The sequence below is a fragment of the Atopobium deltae genome (assembly GCF_001552785.1).
Taxonomy (GTDB): Bacteria; Actinomycetota; Coriobacteriia; order Coriobacteriales; family Atopobiaceae; genus Atopobium; species Atopobium deltae.
In genome coordinates, this window is the sequence record NZ_KQ959486.1 from 1 (window position 1) to 17,562 (window position 17,562).

General features: G+C 52.1%; 17 protein-coding genes. 1 reads left to right on the forward strand and 16 read right to left on the reverse strand.

Features of this window, described 5'->3' with window-relative positions; all coding sequences use genetic code 11:
• Positions 1-85 precede the first annotated feature (85 nt).
• The 14 genes from HMPREF3192_RS01320 to HMPREF3192_RS01390 form a co-directional block, all read right to left on the reverse strand.
• Positions 86-625 carry an SLC13 family permease gene (locus HMPREF3192_RS01320; RefSeq protein WP_269447675.1) on the reverse strand — a complete coding sequence of 180 codons (540 nt, stop codon included), beginning with the start codon at positions 623-625 and terminating at the stop codon, positions 86-88.
• Entirely contained in the window at positions 613-1,521 is a 909-nt protein-coding gene (locus tag HMPREF3192_RS01325) for a UTP--glucose-1-phosphate uridylyltransferase (RefSeq protein WP_066304690.1), read from the reverse strand. The genes HMPREF3192_RS01320 and HMPREF3192_RS01325 overlap by 13 nt, the downstream gene beginning before the upstream one ends.
• A 162-nt stretch (positions 1,522-1,683) precedes the next feature.
• Entirely contained in the window at positions 1,684-2,643 is a 960-nt protein-coding gene (locus HMPREF3192_RS01330) for a homocysteine S-methyltransferase family protein (RefSeq protein ID WP_066304692.1), read from the reverse strand.
• On the reverse strand, positions 2,640-3,185 hold the full coding sequence (locus tag HMPREF3192_RS01335) for a metal-dependent transcriptional regulator (RefSeq protein ID WP_082715535.1): 546 nt from the start codon (positions 3,183-3,185) through the stop codon (positions 2,640-2,642). The genes HMPREF3192_RS01330 and HMPREF3192_RS01335 overlap by 4 nt, the downstream gene beginning before the upstream one ends.
• Positions 3,186-3,368: 183 nt before the next feature.
• Positions 3,369-4,640, reverse strand: a complete 1,272-nt coding sequence (murA, locus tag HMPREF3192_RS01340) for a UDP-N-acetylglucosamine 1-carboxyvinyltransferase (protein WP_066304693.1) — start codon at positions 4,638-4,640, stop codon at positions 3,369-3,371.
• Between the two features lie 123 nt (positions 4,641-4,763).
• Positions 4,764-5,177: an ATP synthase F1 subunit epsilon gene (gene atpC / locus HMPREF3192_RS01345; RefSeq protein ID WP_066304694.1), complete on the reverse strand. Its 414-nt coding sequence runs from the start codon at positions 5,175-5,177 to the stop codon at positions 4,764-4,766.
• 2 nt (positions 5,178-5,179) lie between these two features.
• Positions 5,180-6,664 carry a F0F1 ATP synthase subunit beta gene (gene atpD, locus HMPREF3192_RS01350; RefSeq protein WP_066304696.1) on the reverse strand — a complete coding sequence of 495 codons (1,485 nt, stop codon included), beginning with the start codon at positions 6,662-6,664 and terminating at the stop codon, positions 5,180-5,182.
• Positions 6,664-7,581 (reverse strand): ATP synthase F1 subunit gamma, encoded by a 918-nt coding sequence (gene atpG / locus HMPREF3192_RS01355; protein ID WP_066304698.1) that lies wholly within the window; start codon positions 7,579-7,581, stop codon positions 6,664-6,666. The genes atpD and atpG overlap by 1 nt, the downstream gene beginning before the upstream one ends.
• On the reverse strand, positions 7,574-9,169 hold the full coding sequence (gene atpA, locus HMPREF3192_RS01360) for a F0F1 ATP synthase subunit alpha (RefSeq protein ID WP_066304700.1): 1,596 nt from the start codon (positions 9,167-9,169) through the stop codon (positions 7,574-7,576). Before atpA ends, atpG begins: the two co-directional genes overlap by 8 nt.
• A complete protein-coding gene (locus tag HMPREF3192_RS01365) occupies positions 9,169-9,639 on the reverse strand; it encodes a F0F1 ATP synthase subunit delta (protein WP_066304701.1) in 471 nt (156 codons plus the stop codon). The genes atpA and HMPREF3192_RS01365 overlap by 1 nt, the downstream gene beginning before the upstream one ends.
• Positions 9,623-10,231: a F0F1 ATP synthase subunit B gene (gene atpF, locus HMPREF3192_RS01370; RefSeq protein ID WP_066304702.1), complete on the reverse strand. Its 609-nt coding sequence runs from the start codon at positions 10,229-10,231 to the stop codon at positions 9,623-9,625. Before atpF ends, HMPREF3192_RS01365 begins: the two co-directional genes overlap by 17 nt.
• 40 nt (positions 10,232-10,271) lie before the next feature.
• Positions 10,272-10,466 carry an ATP synthase F0 subunit C gene (locus HMPREF3192_RS01375; protein WP_066304704.1) on the reverse strand — a complete coding sequence of 65 codons (195 nt, stop codon included), beginning with the start codon at positions 10,464-10,466 and terminating at the stop codon, positions 10,272-10,274.
• Between the two features lie 164 nt (positions 10,467-10,630).
• A complete protein-coding gene (atpB, locus tag HMPREF3192_RS01380; RefSeq protein WP_066304706.1) occupies positions 10,631-11,431 on the reverse strand; it encodes a F0F1 ATP synthase subunit A in 801 nt (266 codons plus the stop codon).
• A gap of 582 nt (positions 11,432-12,013) precedes the next feature.
• Positions 12,014-13,465, reverse strand: coding sequence for an APC family permease (locus tag HMPREF3192_RS01390; protein ID WP_066304712.1), 1,452 nt, complete (start codon positions 13,463-13,465; stop codon positions 12,014-12,016).
• Positions 13,466-13,729: 264 nt separating this feature from the next.
• Here HMPREF3192_RS01390 and HMPREF3192_RS01395 point away from each other — a divergent pair, with 264 nt between their 5' ends.
• Positions 13,730-15,262: an APC family permease gene (locus tag HMPREF3192_RS01395; RefSeq protein WP_082715536.1), complete on the forward strand. Its 1,533-nt coding sequence runs from the start codon at positions 13,730-13,732 to the stop codon at positions 15,260-15,262.
• Between the two features lie 85 nt (positions 15,263-15,347).
• Here HMPREF3192_RS01395 and HMPREF3192_RS01400 read toward each other — a convergent pair whose 3' ends face one another.
• Positions 15,348-16,085, reverse strand: coding sequence for a LytR/AlgR family response regulator transcription factor (locus HMPREF3192_RS01400; protein ID WP_066304714.1), 738 nt, complete (start codon positions 16,083-16,085; stop codon positions 15,348-15,350).
• Positions 16,082-17,458 carry a histidine kinase gene (locus tag HMPREF3192_RS01405; RefSeq protein WP_066304716.1) on the reverse strand — a complete coding sequence of 459 codons (1,377 nt, stop codon included), beginning with the start codon at positions 17,456-17,458 and terminating at the stop codon, positions 16,082-16,084. Before HMPREF3192_RS01405 ends, HMPREF3192_RS01400 begins: the two co-directional genes overlap by 4 nt.
• Between the last annotated feature and the right edge of the window lie 104 nt (positions 17,459-17,562).

Genomic DNA, 17,562 nt, shown 5'->3' on the forward strand with positions numbered 1-17,562 from the left:
AATTTGATCTAAATTCATATTTCAAACACATACAAGGTCTTCTCTATATGCGCGCTCTATTTGCTGTAGCTGAGCTTTTGCTCGCTTACGGACAAATGGAGCGGGCTCGCGGGCAGATGGGGCGGACGAGAAAAACCGTGTAGATATATAAAGCGGCCCGTGCGGTTGTCGATGGCACAAAAAACTCCAGAATAAAGTTGACCACCACAAGCACGAAAAGTGTTCGTTTTGGCGTTTTGCCGAATTTGGTGACCAGCGTCAGCGCGATGCGCTTTCCCAAGTTGGAAGCGCTCATTGCCGAGGCCAGCACAAAGGCGGCGCCCATGGGCCAAATAATGCCGTAGCCCAACGTTCCAAAAGAAACCTTTTGCGACTCGACCACTTTGAGCAGCGGCAACAACACCACTGCTATGAGCGAGGTCAGATAAATGGGAAACGGCTTGGTAATCCATAAAATGAGAGACGCCACAAACATTGCGAGGCTGCGCTGCCCACAACATCCAGCCCTTCTGATTGTGGCATAAAAAAGAGTCCTAAAAATGCAATCATCGCGGCGAGAAGACCGACGCTTTCGAGAGCTATGCCATTGAATGTGCAGATGGGAAGGCCAGCTTAGCCTTGACACAGAGCCGTGACAAAGTCTTCGCCAAGCGCCTCTTTAAATGCCTGCGCACCATCGGAGGCAAGCGCCAAACGCGCATTGGTTGCCGCCCATGCTGCGGGAGTGCCCGTATCGCAACCCTCTTGTGGGTCAATAACGACGGCATACATCTCTTCCTCAGCAAGCAGGCGCTCCATGGCATCTGTGAGCTGAATTTCGTTACCCGCGCCAGGGGTTTGGTCGGCCAACAAATCCATAATGCGCGGCGAAAGCAAATAGCGCCCCACAATAAACAGATGAGAAGGAGCTTCTTCAACGGAGGGTTTCTCGACAAGCCCTGTAACCTTCCAAATGGCGCCATTTTCCTCGCCCGTTGCGTTATATCCGTCAAGGCTGCCCACACATTCGCCTGCGATGATGCCGTAACGGCTTACCTGATCAGCGGGAACGGGGGCCACAGCAATGACGGAAGCATTGTTGTGCGCCGCAGAAACGGTCGCCATCTTGATGTTCATCTGCTTGTTGAGAACAAAATAATCGCCCAAAAGGACAAAAAATGGCTCGCCGTCGATCTTATTGGCAGCACAATGCACGGCATGGCCTAAGCCGAGCGGTTTCTCCTGGTAGACAAACGAAACGGAAAGGTTGCGCGCATCGGTAACCTTTTGAAGCTCGGCGTCCTTTCCGCGAATCGCGAGGAGCTGCTCGAAGGCGGAATCTTCCGAAAAATAGGCTTCGATCTGGGGTTTTTCGTGCGAATTGATAATGATGCACTCGTCGACGCCAGCGGGCGCCAGCGCTTCTTCGACGACATATTGGATGACAGGCTTATCAATAACGGGCAGGAGCTCCTTGGGAGTGCACTTAGTAGCAGGTAAGAAACGGGTCCCCAATCCAGCCGCAGGAATAAGAGCCTTCATGTGTCGATCCTTTCGTAGGTTTACAAAGTGTAAGTGCGCGCGACAGGTGCAAACACGTGCGGTGTCGAGGCGCAAGCACTCGAACATACTCTAAACCATTTATCTCGAATCTAAAAAGGCTTCACAGTAATAGCGTTTGCACACAGAGCGTTTGCACACGCGTTAGGCGTCGTTCATGCAGCGAGCAATGTCTGCAACAAGATTGATATTTGAGGTATTGCCAACGCCAATAATGCGAACACCGCTATCGAGAAGAGCATTAATATCCTGCGGAAATACTTCGTTCGCGGGAATTGTGTCTGTCACAACAAAAAGACAGCCGCAGCCACACTGCTCGGCCGCAGCCACAGAATCTTTGCACACGGATCGAGCAAAGCTTGTCGAAACATTGCTAAATCCTACGGCGTCGGCGCCCAGCTCGACTAAGCGCTGATATACGTGCTGCAACGAGCGTTGTTGTACTTGTTTTGGTGTGAGTGGAACTTGCTCGGGTGTTTGCGGCGACTGCGGCGTTTGACACATCTCATCTACCAACGCTTGTTGAGACAAGCAACACATCAGCGGACGAGAAAACACAGGTCGTATGGCGCACAGTGCCTGTGTTGCAGCCTCAACGGAAGGCATATCGTAAAGCACAATTCCATGCGCTGCAGCCTTCGCAAATGCTTGCGCCTGCTGAGCATACAGCCGTGCATCTTCTGCAGAATCGGCATCTTCTACATGATCGATAAGCCCGAGCACAAAGCGCGGAGCTGCCTTATACGCAGCGCGGGTAGCCTGAAAACACAGGCTTTCGACCCGCAACGATTCGTCGAGCTTGCGGAGTTTATCAACAGAGCACTGGCGTGTTTGCGTAACCAACGCCGCGGCACCTGCCCCCATCTGCATGTTGTAGAGTTGCGTTAAGGTTTCGGGCTCCTCAGTTACCCACAAGGCATCGCACATGGTTTCGGCGAACGGCAGTTCAGCTAAAAATCCCGACAAGCCTGCCGAGAAGACCAAGCACTGGGGGATTTGCCCCGTCAGTATCTGTCCCAGGTCATTAGATGCCTCTTCGGTAGCGCCATCATGCGTGGGACGGTTCCACAACGAACAAGCGTAATGCCCATCCGCGCTCATCATGCTGTGACGGGCTTCTCGTCAGTAGACCGCGTGTCCGCGCCCTGTTTTTTCGGATGCTTGGGAGTGGTATCAAAAACAGGTTTTACCGTGACGTTACCGACGAACTGCTCGTCATCCTCATCATCAATCGAAAAGCCCTGATTTTCCAGGAAGGCAAGCCAGCGGCGGATTGTATCGCGAGAAAGCGCATGCTCCATAAGGCAGGCCTCTTCGTTGGCGACCTCGGGATTGACATCCAAGTCTTTGATGAGAAAGGCGCGCAAAACCTTGTGCGTTCTCCAGACCTCCGAGCCGTACTCGCGACCATAGTCGGTCAACACAATGCGACCGTAGCGAGTTTGTTCGACGCAGCCCGCTTCTTTGAGGGTATTTATGGCTTTGTTAACACTTGCTTTTGAAACATTGAGCTGCTCTGCCACATCCACAGAGCGAATGCCCATGGGATTGTCACCATCGGCAATGGTAAGGCGATACATAGCTTCAAGATAATCTTCACTTGCCATCGAAAGGCGATGCTCATCAAAAGATTCAGTCGCGGACATCTTGACCTCCTGGCTATTCTTTTGCTATTCAGGCGGCGGGGACTACAGCGACGGTGCGCTGCCCGCAGAAGCGCTGCGTTAGACCTTCCGCTGTGCGCTGCCCGCAGGAGCGCTGCGCACAGGTGTGCTGCTACAGCGTTTTACCGTTTTTTCAGTTTCCCGCTCGCTTTCAGTTTACCACCCTTATTCTTCAATTTCCAACGAGCAGCGACGAGCGTCCGCGCCGAGCGAGACCAGTTTGTCGACAAAGCCCTCATAGCCGCGGTCGATGTGATGAATCGCGCTGATAGTCGTAGTGCCATCGGCAACAAGGCCCGCCATAGCAAGAGCTGCACCACCACGAAGATCAGGGGCCTTAACCTGCGCTCCCGATAGACACTTCACGCCATGCACAATGGCGTGATGCCCCTCGATGGTAATATCGGCACCCATACGCGAGAGCTCACTGGCAAAAATAAAGCGATTCTCAAAAACGTTTTCGGTAATGACGCAGTTACCATTTGCAAGTGCCAACACGCACATGGCCTGCGCTTGCACGTCAGTAGGAAATCCTGGGAACGGCAGTGTTTGAATATCGACAGGCTGCAGCGGACGCGTACGACTTGCCACGACTTCATGATCGCCGCGGTCGATCGTAATGCCCATGGCCTCGAATTTTTTGAGGACCATACCCAAATGAACAGGCTCAAAACCCGAAACACGCACGGGGCCGCCCGTCAAACCACCAATTGCCAAAAACGTTGCGGCCTCGACGCGGTCGCCCACCACGCGGTGCTCCACGGGATGCAGCTCATCAACGCCTTCGATTTCGATCAGTGGGGTTCCAGCGCCTCTAATATGCGCGCCCATCTCGTTAAGCATGTTAGCAAGGTCAACAATCTCGGGCTCACGCGCGGCATTGTCAATAATGGTCGTACCCTTCGCATGAACGGAGGCCATCATAAGATTTTCGGTTGCGCCCACGCTGGCAAATTCAAGCGTCACCGAGGCTCCTTTAATGCCATGCGGCGCCGATGCATGAATATTTCCGTGCGAGACATCGAACTCAACACCCAAAGCCTCGAGCCCCAAAATATGCATGTCGATTTTGCGAGCGCCAATATTACACCCGCCTGGCATAGCGACAACAGCCTTGCCAAAGCGCGCGAGCAGTGGCCCCAGCACAGCTGTTGATGCGCGCATTTGCACAACAAGCTCGTACGGGGTCCTCCACTTGTCAACCTGTGTGGTATCGATGATAAGTTCGTGCTTGCCAGCAACGGTAATCTGCGCACCAAGGCGCTTTAGCACCTTGCCCATGATATGAACGTCAGAAATGTCGGGGACGTTGGTAAGGGTTGTTTTTCCGCAGGTCATGACTGTTGCAGCCATCAATTTAAGGGCTGAATTTTTGGCTCCGTAGACGCTTACCTCGCCAGAAATGGGGCGTCCCCCTTCAATCTGAATAACGTCCATCGATCCTCCTGATACATGACGCGCATGGCGCATATGGCGCGCCAGCACTGTACGCACGCACGGCGCACCAGCAACAGGCGACATGCGTGCGCGACGCGCCAATAAACGTTTTACTGCTTTCTTTTATTGCTTTCCATAGTGTAGCAGGAGATCACACCAATGAATCTTGTTCTCATAATATGCACGGCGATGGTCGCCCTCGGGAAACTCGTCGCGGGCACGAATGGCCTTCTGACGCGTTTCTTCGGCAGCCACGATGTCAATGTCGTTCGTATTACGCGCATGATCAGCGATAATGACCACCATGTCGTCAACAACCTCGGCGTAACCCCCTGATACAAGCACGGTATGGAGCTCGCCACCGTCTTCCTCAAGACCGTTTAAGCGAACGACACCATCTCCCAAAGCACAGATCTCGGGAGCGTGCGACGGCCAAATGCCCATCTCACCGCTGTGGGTAATAAGGACGACCGAAGCCACACGCCCCTCATAGAGCTGTTTATCGGGACGTACAAACTTGCAGGTCAGGTACGCCATGACTACCTCTCGTCCTCAGCAGCTTCTTGCGCAAGTTTTGCGGCGCGCTGACGCACATCGTCGATGGTACCTGCAAAGCGGAATGCCTGCTCGGGAATGTCATCGCATTCGCCATCGATAATAGCGGCAAACGAGCGGACAGTATCCTCGATGCGGCAATACACACCAGGATTACCCGTGAACTTCTCGGCAACGTGGAACGACTGCGAGAGGAACTGCTGAATTTTACGTGCGCGATCAACGATCAGGCGCTGCTCTTCCGAAAGCTCGTCCATACCCAAAATCGCGATGATGTCCTGCAGGTCAGAATACTGCTGCAAGGTTTCCTGAACAGCAGTCGCAACGCGGTAGTGCTCCTCGCCAACGACAGAAGGATCGAGCGCGTCACTGGAGCTGGCCAGCGGGTCAACTGCCGGATAAATGCCCAGCTCAGTAATGGCACGAGACAAAACAGTTGTGGCGTCCAAGTGCGTAAAGGTCGTCGCGGGCGCAGGGTCGGTCAAGTCGTCGGCAGGGACGTATACGGCCTGTACCGACGTAATGGAACCCTCGCGCGTCGAAGTAATACGCTCTTGCAAGTCACCCATCTCGGTCGCGAGCGTGGGCTGGTAGCCAACTGCGGAAGGCATACGGCCCAACAGTGCCGATACTTCGGAGCCTGCTTGTGAGAAGCGGAAGATATTATCGATAAAGAGAAGTACGTCTTGCCCCTGGTCACGGAAGTATTCTGCCGTGGTAAGACCCGCAAGACCAACACGAAGACGAGCCCCTGGTGGCTCATTCATCTGGCCGTAAACCAAGCAGGTTTTATTGATAACACCCGACTCGGTCATTTCCAAAAACAGGTCCGTACCTTCACGGGTACGCTCGCCAACACCAGTGAAGACCGAAGTGCCGCCGTGCTCCTGTGCAAGGTTGTTGATAAGTTCCTGGATCAGAACGGTTTTGCCAACGCCAGCGCCACCAAACAGTCCCGTCTTACCGCCACGAACATAGGGTTCGAGCAGGTCAATAGCCTTAATGCCCGTCTCGAAGATCTCGGTTTTGGTTGTCAGGTCATTAAACTTTGGAGCCTTGCGGTGGATGGGATAGTAGGTCAGGCCCTCGGGCACTTCGGAGCCATCAACGGGCTTGCCCATAACATTCCATACACGACCCAAGGTCTGCTCGCCAACAGGCATCTGCATGGGGGCACCCGTGTCATGCACGGTCATGCCTCGACGCAGACCGTCGGTCGAGTCCATTGCGACGGTACGCACCACGTTATTAGCAAGTTGAGACTCGACCTCAAGGGTCAGTTCAATCTCTCCTATGGCAGTTGAGCCCTGTACCTTAAGTGCGTTATAGATATCTGGCACGTGATCAGCAAACTGTACATCAACAACTGATCCGACGACACGAATAATGGTGCCATCGCCAGCACTACGATTCGCATAGGCAAGCTCAGCTTCCTCGAATACGCTGGTTGGTTGTGTCTTATCTGCCATTACTTGTCCTCCAATGCGGCTGCACCGCCGATAATCTCGTTCAGCTCGGTCGTAATCGAGCCCTGCCTTACGCGATTATACGTACGGCTCAAACGCGTGATAACGTCTTGGGCATTGTCCGTCGCGGACTTCATCGCGCGACGGCGCGCTCCGTGCTCAGCGGCAGCGGAGTCCAACAATGCGTGCAAAATAACCGTGCGAACGTAGGCTGGCATCAAATAACCCAAGACAGCCGACGCAGACGGATCAAACTCAAAGAGTTTCTCGTACTTCGTACGCGTAATTTCGTACAGTGCCTCGGGATGGCGCGGGTCATTTGGCACGAACAGATTTTCTGTCTCGATGGGCAAAAGCTGCTCGGCAACCAACTGCTGGTCCACGCGGTTCTTGGCGTGCTGATAATAGATGATGACCTTATCGATAGCACCGCTGCTATAGCCATCAATAACGTACGACGAGATGTGGTCAACCTGGTCGGTCGTTGGCTCCGAGGATATGCCGATAAACGACATCACTGGCTTGATGCCGCGCGCGCCGAAAAATTCCGTCGGCTTGCGGCCGCAGGTTATGATGCGCGTCTCGATCCCCTGCTTGTGGAGCTTCTCGGCCTCATTGTGTGCGCGTCGCTGCACTGCTACGTTAAAGCCACCAGCCAGTCCTCGATCGGAGGCGATGACGATAAGTAAGGCGGCGTGCACCTCTTTGTGCACCACCAAAAGCGGCTGCGAGGTGTCAAGTGTCGCATCGACCACGTTGGAAAGCATACGCTTGATGGCGTCCTTGTAAGGGGCGGCCTCTTCCGAGCGCTCCAGGGCCTTACGGATCTTGGCCGTGGACACCATCTCCATCGTACGCGTGATCTGCATGGTTGCTCTAACCGAACTGATACGCTTTGCTATCGCGCGAAGGTTAGACATTGCTTGTGTCACCACTCATTGTGTCACCGCTCAAAAAGAGCGCTTTAAACTTGGTGATAATGCGATTGATCTTCTCGGCAAGCTCATCGGTAATGCGTCCACCACGAAGCTGCTCGCGGATCTCGGGATAGCGCTCGATCATATACTGCGTGAGTTCGTCACGGAACGGTACCACCTGCTCGACCTGCAAGTCGTCCAGATAGCCCTCTTTACCTGCGAACAAAACGATGATCTGGTCGGCAACATCCAGTGCCGCATAGCGACCCTGCTTCAGAAGCTCCATCATGCGCTCGCCGTGGCTAAGCTGATACTGCGTTGTGGCATCCAGGTCGCTGCCGAACTGCGCAAATGCCTGCTTCTCGCGGAAGGCCGCCAGATCCAAACGCAGGGTACCAGCGACTTGCTTCATGGCCTTGAGCTGTGCCGATCCACCAACACGCGAAACGGAAATACCAACGTCAATAGCGGGGCGCTGTCCTTGGAAGAACAGGCTCGGCACGAGGTAAATCTGTCCGTCGGTAATGGAGATGACGTTTGTGGGAATGTAGGCCGAAACGTCGCCTTCCTGCGTCTCGATAATAGGAAGCGCCGTCATAGAGCCCGCGCCGTGTTCGTCGTTCATCTTGACCGCACGCTCAAGCAAACGTGAGTGCAAATAGAAGATGTCGCCAGGGTACGCTTCGCGCCCTGGTGGACGATGCAAGGTCAACGACATCTGACGATATGCAACAGCCTGCTTGGAGAGGTCATCATAGACGATCAAAACATGTCCGCCGGGGTGGTCCTTATCGGCAGGATTGCCGTCCTTATCGTTATACATAAAGTACTCACCGATAGCAGCGCCCGCCATAGGAGCGATGTACTGCATAGGCGCGGAGTCGGATGCCGAAGCCAGCACGATGATGGTCTTATCCAAAATGCCGTGCTTCGCAAAGGTCTCGCGAATGGCTGCCACCTTGGAAGCCTTCTGACCCACCGCAACGTAGATGCAGATAATATCGGAATTGCGCTGGTTAATAATGGTGTCGATAGCGATAGCCGTCTTACCCGTTTTGCGGTCTCCGATGATGAGCTCACGCTGACCACGGCCAATGGGCACCATAGCGTCAATGGCGATAAGACCAGTCTGGACCGGCTCGCACACTGGTTGGCGTGCCATAATGCCAGGCGCCTTAAACTCAATGGGGCGACGCGCGGTGGCATTAATGGTGCCCTTGCCATCAATGGGCTGGCCCAGGGAATTTACGACACGACCAAGCATCTCACGGCCGACAGGAATATCCATAATGCGGCCCAAAGCTCGCACTTCGTCTCCCTCTTTAATGGCTCCCGCATCACCAAAAAGAACAGCACCAACGCGGTCCTCCTCAAGGTTTTGCACCAAGCCATACGAGGTGTGCCCCGTAGACGTGCTTGTGAACTGCAAGAGTTCGCCAGCCATGGCAGCTTGTAGACCAGACACCATAGCAATACCGTCGCCAACTGACAAAACGACTGATGCCTCGCACTGGTCGACAGTAGTGCTGATGGTAGAAAGCTGATCGCGCAGGGCCTTCATGATATCAGCAGAACTGAACGTATCTGTCATTAAACATCACTTCCGAAATACGTAGCATACAAAGCTTCTTTAACATTCATGAGCTGAGCACGAATAGAAGCATCGTATCTATCGCCTCGAATCTCAAGGACAATACCGCCCAAGATCGATGGATCCACGTTTTCTACGAGCGAAACTGCTGTATTCAGTTCCTTCTCGAGCTTGACGCGCACCGCCTGACGAAGTTGATCGTCCATCGAAACCGCAGTAGTGCACTTTACTTGAATAACGTCAGTTTTGGAATCCAAAATGTTTTTATACTCGCTGACCACCTGGTCGAGAAGACCGAGGTCGTTGTTACTACGCATGGTCACAAGTGTTTCGAATACCTCTGACAAAAATTTGATCGCTTGGTCCAACTGAGCGGGATCTTTAGGCGGGAGCTTTGTCTTTTGCTCCTCTGCAATCAAAGAGCGTGCATAGATCTCTGCCCGAGTTGGGTCTTTAGGACTGTTGCTCATGGCTTGCACTCACTTCGTGTAGATATTTTTCTGCAAGTCGACGTTGCTGCTCATCGGACAGAGAACCCCCGATGATCTTTCCAGCAATTTCGACCGACAAATCAACCACTGACTCAGAAAGCTCAACCATTGCTTTTTTGCGCTCGACTGCCGCAGCATCACGAGCTTTGGCAATAGTTGCCGAAGCATCCTCTTGGGCTTTTTCCAGGATCTGGGTGCGCAGAGACTCTGCGTCCTTCTTCGCTTCGGTGATAATAGCGTCCGCTTGCTTTTGTGCTTCGGCAATGTTTGCTTTGCACTGTTCGCGGATCTTCTCGCCAGCGAGCTTGGACTGCTCTGCCGCATCAAGATCGTCCTGAATTTTTTGTTGGCGATTTTCCATCGCCTTTAAGACTGGGGGCCAAATGAACTTGGCCATGATAATCCAGATCACCAAAAAGGCAGCAAGTGCTGGGATGAACTCTGCAGGCTTTGGAAGCAAAACATCTGCGCCGCTAATGCCTTCAGCACGTGCGATCGATGGTACTAAAAAAACACCACCAACTATTCCTATAACAAGAGGCGCCCTTGCCCATTCTTTCCTAAAGCTCATATTGTTCCTCCAAGTTGGAAACGGATTCTCTCGTAGAGTCTTATTTCACCATGAGCGTAACTACGAAGCCGATAAGCGCCAGTGCTTCAATAAAAGCGGATGCCAAAATAAAGACCGTAAACAGACGACCTTGTACCTCTGGCTGACGTGCCATTGAGGTAGCAGCACTATAGGCTGCAACAGCAATACCAAAAGCTGCAGCGGCTACACAAAGGGCGTATCCAAAAACTCCCACAATTCCTCCTTTGTCGTTCACTTCTCCTTTTGAAGTGACTTAAAGACAATAATGTATATGCTCAGCAGACGCTCGTAAAGATGTATCTGCTCGAAGCTCCTTGCGCGCTAAGGTTTTGCACCTTGCGCACGTGTTCGCGCATCGCGCGCCTGCTAGCGCGCCTGCTAGTGCGCCTGCTCAACAAGCTGAATATAGACGCTCGAAAGAAGCGTGAATACGTAAGCCTGAATGACCGCTACCATAATTTCTACGAGGTAGATAGCAATAAGCATGAGCACCCAAAAGATGGAGGCACTTGCCTGCCCCAAAGCCATCATCGAAAAATTATGGAGCATGGGCTCGACAAACAGGGCTGCAAGAATCGCAAACATGCCCATGACGATGTGCCCTGCAAACATGTTACAGAACAAACGCACGGAAAGCGTGATCAAGCGCAAGAATGTCGAGAAGACCTCAATGAGCCAAACCAAAACATTAATCGGGAATGCAACTCCTTTGGGGGCAAGGCTTTTGACATAGCCAAAGACACCCATCTTTTTGCATCCTACAAGCACAAAGTAGACGAATGACCACACGGCTAATGCGCCAGTGACGCCAATAGTACCCGTTCCGGGATGTGCTCCTGGAACAAGACCCACAATGTTGTTAATAAGGATGAAGAAGAAAAGAGCTGCCAAGAAAGGAAAATGCTGCTTCCACGAATCACCAAGGACATTTTTGCAGATGTCATCTTTGACAAAATCAATGGCTGACTCCATCGTGTTTACAAACACGCCCTGAGGAACGAGGCTTTGTGCTTGCTTCTTTTTGAATACAAAGAAAAGGGCAAACAAGCACGTCATCGCCACAATCATCCAAAAGATGTAGTTCGTAAAACCTACAACCAAATTGCCTTTGATAGGCTGGGACAGGAAGCCATTCAGCAGTTCTTCCATCTCACCCGGTAGGTTGGAGAGAGGATTCACAATTCGTCCCTTCCTTCTGAGACGCCGCGCGTGTTACGAGAATAAAATTGCGTGACGCTCGCTGTCTCGATTCCCCAAAACGCAAGGAATGTTACCACTACTGCCATCGAAAATACAAACGCATACATCTTTGTCACAATTATCACTATGACCATCGATGCTGCCAAAAAAACGTACGATCCAACAATACCCACAAGCGCTGCTATGAATGAGGGACACCGGTCAGATACCTTTGTCTTTTCCAAAAGGTACACATTAGGCAAGCACGCAATAATTGCACAGAGTATGCCACCTATAATATAAGGCACCTTGCACCTCCTGCGCACCCTCATCACATTCATTTACGAAAACGAAATCTTCAATTTCGAAATCTCGCACGCATCACCGCGTACACCGCAGCGCCAAATCTGCCGCATCTTGCTGCGCACCACTGGCTAAACCTGCTACACAACACGCACGATGTTGCCGAAAAAACCCGGCGCCACAATGCTTGCGACGCCGGGTTGAAAGCGACGCTGTATTTTACTTACTCGAGTAGCCTACAGATCGTTTTTGCTTTATAAAACTGTGCGTATATTTAGCCTATTGTTTCTGTGGCTCCTTAGCACCGCCAAAAGCGAAGAGGATAACAAATCCGATAACGATCCACGAGCAGGTAATAATCCACTCAATAGGCTTTAAGGCTGCAGGGCTGAAGGGCATAACCATCAAACCGATGATGATAAGACCAGCAAGAATTGCAGCACCAATACCCGCCATGCCACCGTTGACCTTGTACGGACGAGGCAGCTCGGGCTCGGTCTTGCGGAGCTTAAAGCACGCAAAACCAGCCATGGTGCAGGCAAAGATGAAGCCAAGAGCGGCAACGTTGGTCAGAGGAACCAACATGTTGCGTCCCAAGAACGGTCCAATAAGGGTCAGGCCTGCCAAGACATAGTTTGCTGTCTTGGGTGCACCAGACTTGGGGTCAATTTCGGCGAAGGACTCGGGAAGCATCTTCTTACGACCTAGGGCAAGCATTAGGCGCGTGGAGGCACCAAAGAATGCATTCATGGGGCCTAAGGGGCCAAGAGTTGCAATAATGAGCATGGCAAGGTAGAACCACAGGTTAATGTGCTCAAGTACTGCCAGGGCAGGTACGGCAGGAATAACAAACTGGTGCCAGTCGGTAATGGAACCAAAGGCGTAGATACAAATCAGATAGAATCCACCAGATGCCATCAAGGCAAGCGCGGGGATAATACCGAATTTCTTCCAGTCAAGACCCTCGGAAGCCTCTTCCGCCTGCTGAGGAATAGTGTCAAAGCCAGCATAGAAGAAGGGGGTCATAACAAGAACTGCCATAACGCCGCCGATAAGGCTTGTCGCCTCGGTAGAACCAACAGCGGTGTCCTTGACCTGCGAGAAGGCGGGCATCGCATTGCTGGGAGATCCAGTCATAAAGGAAATGCCCATGGCCAAAATCATACCCGTGAGAAGGGCCTTGGTAAGGAAGGACGAAAGCTTGGCAGCAGCACCAGCACCGCGGAAGTTCAAAAAGATAACAAACGCTGCGGCAGCAAGCGCAATAACGGTGGGCCACAGATATACGTCTGCACCCAAAAGCGTATACATCTTTATGGAACGAAGCCACGCAAGCGCAGGAAACTCTGCAAAGCGGTCCGTCAACAGGGTGGAAATAGCAATGGCTTCCCAGGGGCACAGCGGAGCGTTGCCCAACAGAAGCATCCAACCTGTTAAGAATCCCATCGTACGGCCGTAGGTACGATCTACGTACTCAATAATGCCGCCCGAAATGGGAATTGCGGCGGTAAGTTCACCAAAGACCATGCCAATGGGAACAAGAAAGATAGCTCCAAGGGCAAAGGCAATCATAGCTGGAATAGGACCGCCGCCCATAACCATCCAGTTACCTACAAGCAGAACCCAGCCTGTGCCAATAATTGCGCCAAAACCGATGGTAAAGAAGTTAAAGAGTGACAACTCCTTTTTCATGCCACCAGCAGCCTCGGCACTTACATTTTTGTCTGACATCAATCCCTCCCATGACGTTTGTGGAGTAATTAACTATTACTTGATGGTGCACCTTACGATGAACACTTTCGTGCCATCTATAGAGTACTAAGGAGTTCTTATGTGTTTTGAAACTATCCTATAAGCGCTTAGAACAAACCGATTATCGGGAACGGGCTAGCGATTAACGGATAAAAGCTACCAGCGAAGGTTTGCTGTGCTCATGGGGTGCAAAAGAGGCGCATTAGCTGCTATGCTTCAAGGAAGTCTTTTAAAGGAAATGGTATGACAGGTAGTTCTTCTCAACATAGTGGTGATGCTTCCGCACATGCTGCCGCGCACGCCGAGAAAGCGAGTTTTAAAAGCGATAAGCCCAGCTTAAAAAAGGTGCTCTCGCTCTGGGATCTTTTTATCATCGCGTTTGGCGCCACCATTGGCACCAGTTGGGCGCTGCTGGTAGGCACCTGGATCATGCATGGTGGAGGACCGCTTCCTACCATGTATGCCTTTTTACTTGTTACGCTTATTCTGATTCCCGTGGGTGCGGCCTTCAGCGAGCTCACGGCCGCCATGCCCGTGGCGGGCGGCATTGTGGAGCACGTACATCGCGCGTTTGGTGAGCTGCCCTCATTTATTTGTGGATGGTTTTTGCTTTTGAGCAACGCCATTATTTGCCCGTGGGAAGCGATCGTCATTTCGAGGCTCTTATCGACACAGCTGTCGCAATTCCCTATTTTTTCGTGGCTGACCAGCATCAAGCTGTATACCATTTTGAACACCGACATCTATTTGTGGCCCGTGCTCATTTCAGTGGGCTGCTGTCTTTTTGTCCTCAATAGAAATTTGCGCGGTGTTATCCCCGAAGCACGCCTCTCTTCATTTTTATCGAAGACGCTGCTCATTGGTATGGCTATCGTCATTATTTCGACCTTATCGGTTGGATCCGAAACCAATGCGCTGCCCACCTTCGCTAGCGTTCCCGACATTGCGAGCCATACCCCCGTGGCGCTCTCGTTGCCGCACGGCATTGTCGCCGTCTTGGCGCTTGCGCCCTTTTATTATGCGGGCTTCGATACGATCACCATGCACGCCGAAGAGGCAGCTCAAGGACTGAATTGGTCAAAATTTGGTAAGGTCATCTCGCTCGCGATTATTGCGACCGGTTGTTTTTACCTCGTGTGCATTTATTCATTTGGCACGATCCTGCCATGGCGAGAATTTATTCAGCATGCCGATCCCGCCTTTCACGCGCTGAAGCATTTCAATATTCACGTGTACACCGTCATGCTTTTTATTGTTATTTTTGGTTCGCTTGGACCCATGAATGCCTTTTTAGCGGCATCAGCGCGTATCGCCTATGCCTTAGCGAAACGCCACCAACTTCCCGCTCTTCTCGCCCATATTGACGATGAGGGTCATGTTCCAAACGTGGCCTACTACCTGCTCATACTTTTAACGCTCATAGGACCGTTTTTAGGACATGTACTCCTTACACCGCTGACGAGCATCGCCTCGGCGGGATTTATTTTTTCGTGTTTGATGTCGTCCTACGCCTGTTTGTATTTGCGCTTTAAGGAGCCCGATCTCGCGCGCCCGTATCGCGTGCCTGCCGGAAAAATCGGCATCACGATCTCGTGCATCAACTCTACGCTGCTCTTCATTTTTATTGCTTTGCCGCTCGTGTCGAGCAGTCTTTCGGCGCTCGATTGGCTCTTCGTGCTGTTTTGGACGTTCGTTGGCTTTGGTCTGCGCAAGCTGGCGCAAAATGCGTATTACGACCCTCTTCCACCAGACGGCAGAGGCATAAACGGACGATAAGACCGTCGGATCGCGTCATTGTGTTGGCGCGCGTCAGACTGCAGCGCGCCAAGCTACGGCGTGTCAGGCTGCGCCGGCGGCGATGCTATAGTCGCTGGTCACTCAGCCCCAATGCACGCTTAACAAGCATCGCTTTTCTTCTCGACACGGGAAGCACCTGCTGATCATCAAAAAGCACCAGCTCAAGTAAGCCGTGACCGACGCTGCGCACCGTATCAATCTGGCTCATGTTGACGATAAAACTTTTGTGTATGCGCATAAAGCCTTCGGGCTCCAAACGCTCCTCCAAAGCCGAAAGCGTACTTTTGATGAGATACTCATGATCTTTAGTAAAAATACTCGCGTAGTCACCCCGTGCTTCAATATAACAAATGTCGCGCACCAAAATGTAAGATTGAAGACCGTGGTTATCAACCTGAATACGCGCGGGCCTTTTTGTAACGCGCTTGTGTTTTTGCTTGAGCAACTCGACCTTATCAAGAGCTCGAACCACGCGATCGAGCTCGACTGGTTTGAGCAGGTAATCGGCCACATCCAAGTCATAGGCATCGGCCGCATATTCGGAATAGGCCGTCACAAACACCACCGTAGGCGGCTCGTTTAAGTCCTGAAGAAACTCCGCCAACTTCATGCCGCTCACGCCTGGCATCGAAATATCAAGAAACACCACGTCGATGTCCTGCTCCATAATGGCCGCCATCGCCGCCGAGACACTGCCCGCTTCAAGCACTTCGTCGACTCGCGGATCCTGTTCGAGCAGGTAGCGAATCTCTGCGCGAATAGGTGGCTCATCATCAACCGAAAGTACCTTCCAAGCACTCATGCATTCTCCTTAATCGTCGTATTGCTAGCCGTAGCATCATCGGATGCAGCGCGCGGGGTGCCTACCAACTTGAAACACACCGTAGTGCCAACGCCCTCCTTTGAATAAATATCAATCCCCGAATTGGTGTCGAAGAAATAACGTACACGCGATAAAACATTGCACAACGCCAGGCCGCAACCCTTGCCAGTGTGGTGCTCGGGGTGCGGATCAATGTCAAATACCGTGCTTCGTACCTCTTCCGACATGCCCAATCCATCATCCTGAACAATAATTTGCAAGCCATCTTTAATGCGCTTGCTCGCAAAGTAAATGTGCAGCGGATCCTCCTCACGCATCGCATGCTTAATGCAGTTCTCCAAAATGGGCTGCACGATAAAGGGCGGTACGAGCAAATCCATTGTTTGAGGATCCAAATCAATATCAACAAGGAGGCGCTCGTTTCCGTATCGTGCCTGCATAAGATTAATATAACGAATGCCTTGATCAAATTCACGCGAAAGCGTAATTAAACTCTCGGAATTGCCGAGTGTCTGACGATAATAGCTCGAAAAGTCGATGAGCAACGAGCGCGCCCGATCGGGATCGGTGCGCACCACCGATACAATGGTGCCGATCGTATTAAACAAAAAGTGCGGGTCTACCTGCGATTGCAGCGCCCGTAATTCAATCTGAGAAGATCGTTTGAACTGCTCTTCCAACTCATGGGTCACGAGCTGGGACGATAAGAGCTCACCAAAACCCGTCGACAACGCAATCTGGCGACGATCGATTTGACTGGCATTTGAGTAATACAATTCAATGGTGCCGACGACATTCTCGTGCACCTTAAGTGGAACTACGACGCCCGCACGAAGTGGGAAGTGATCGGCCTCGGGCAACACGCTGCGATGGAAAATCTGTACCGTGCCCGTCAGGACCGAGTCGAGCGTCGCCTGGTTAACGGAGCTTCCAAAGGGATAATGCGCTGCATTTTTACCCGCCGCAGCAAGCATCTGCTTGCCATCGGTAATAGAGATGGCCGACGCAAGCGTCTCGGGCAAAATAATGTCGCAGACGCCACGCGCCATGTTTGACGACAAGCCATGCGAGGTATATTCCAGCAGTTGAGAAGCGATTTGCAAGGTGCGGTCGGTTGCCTTCAGGGTAAGGTCGTCGGGCAAAACCATGACGTAGGCATACAAGAAGCATAGCAGCACGTAGGCCGAGATGATGACCAGCGCTGGCGCGGGACTGGGATGCGTCTGCAAAAGTGCAAACAACAGCACGAGTAACACCAATGATGTTACTACCAGCAAGACACCAACTATCTTACTCCAGGTATGCGCCCACTTTGTTTTGTTTCGCTGCACGCCGCTCATTACCTGAGGCATGGTATGTGTTCCTTTACTTTCTCTGTGCTGTTGCTACCCTACTTAGCCTAGCCCCTCATAAAACTTTGTTTTGCCTTACGCACCACGCCGAGAAGACCGTGCGC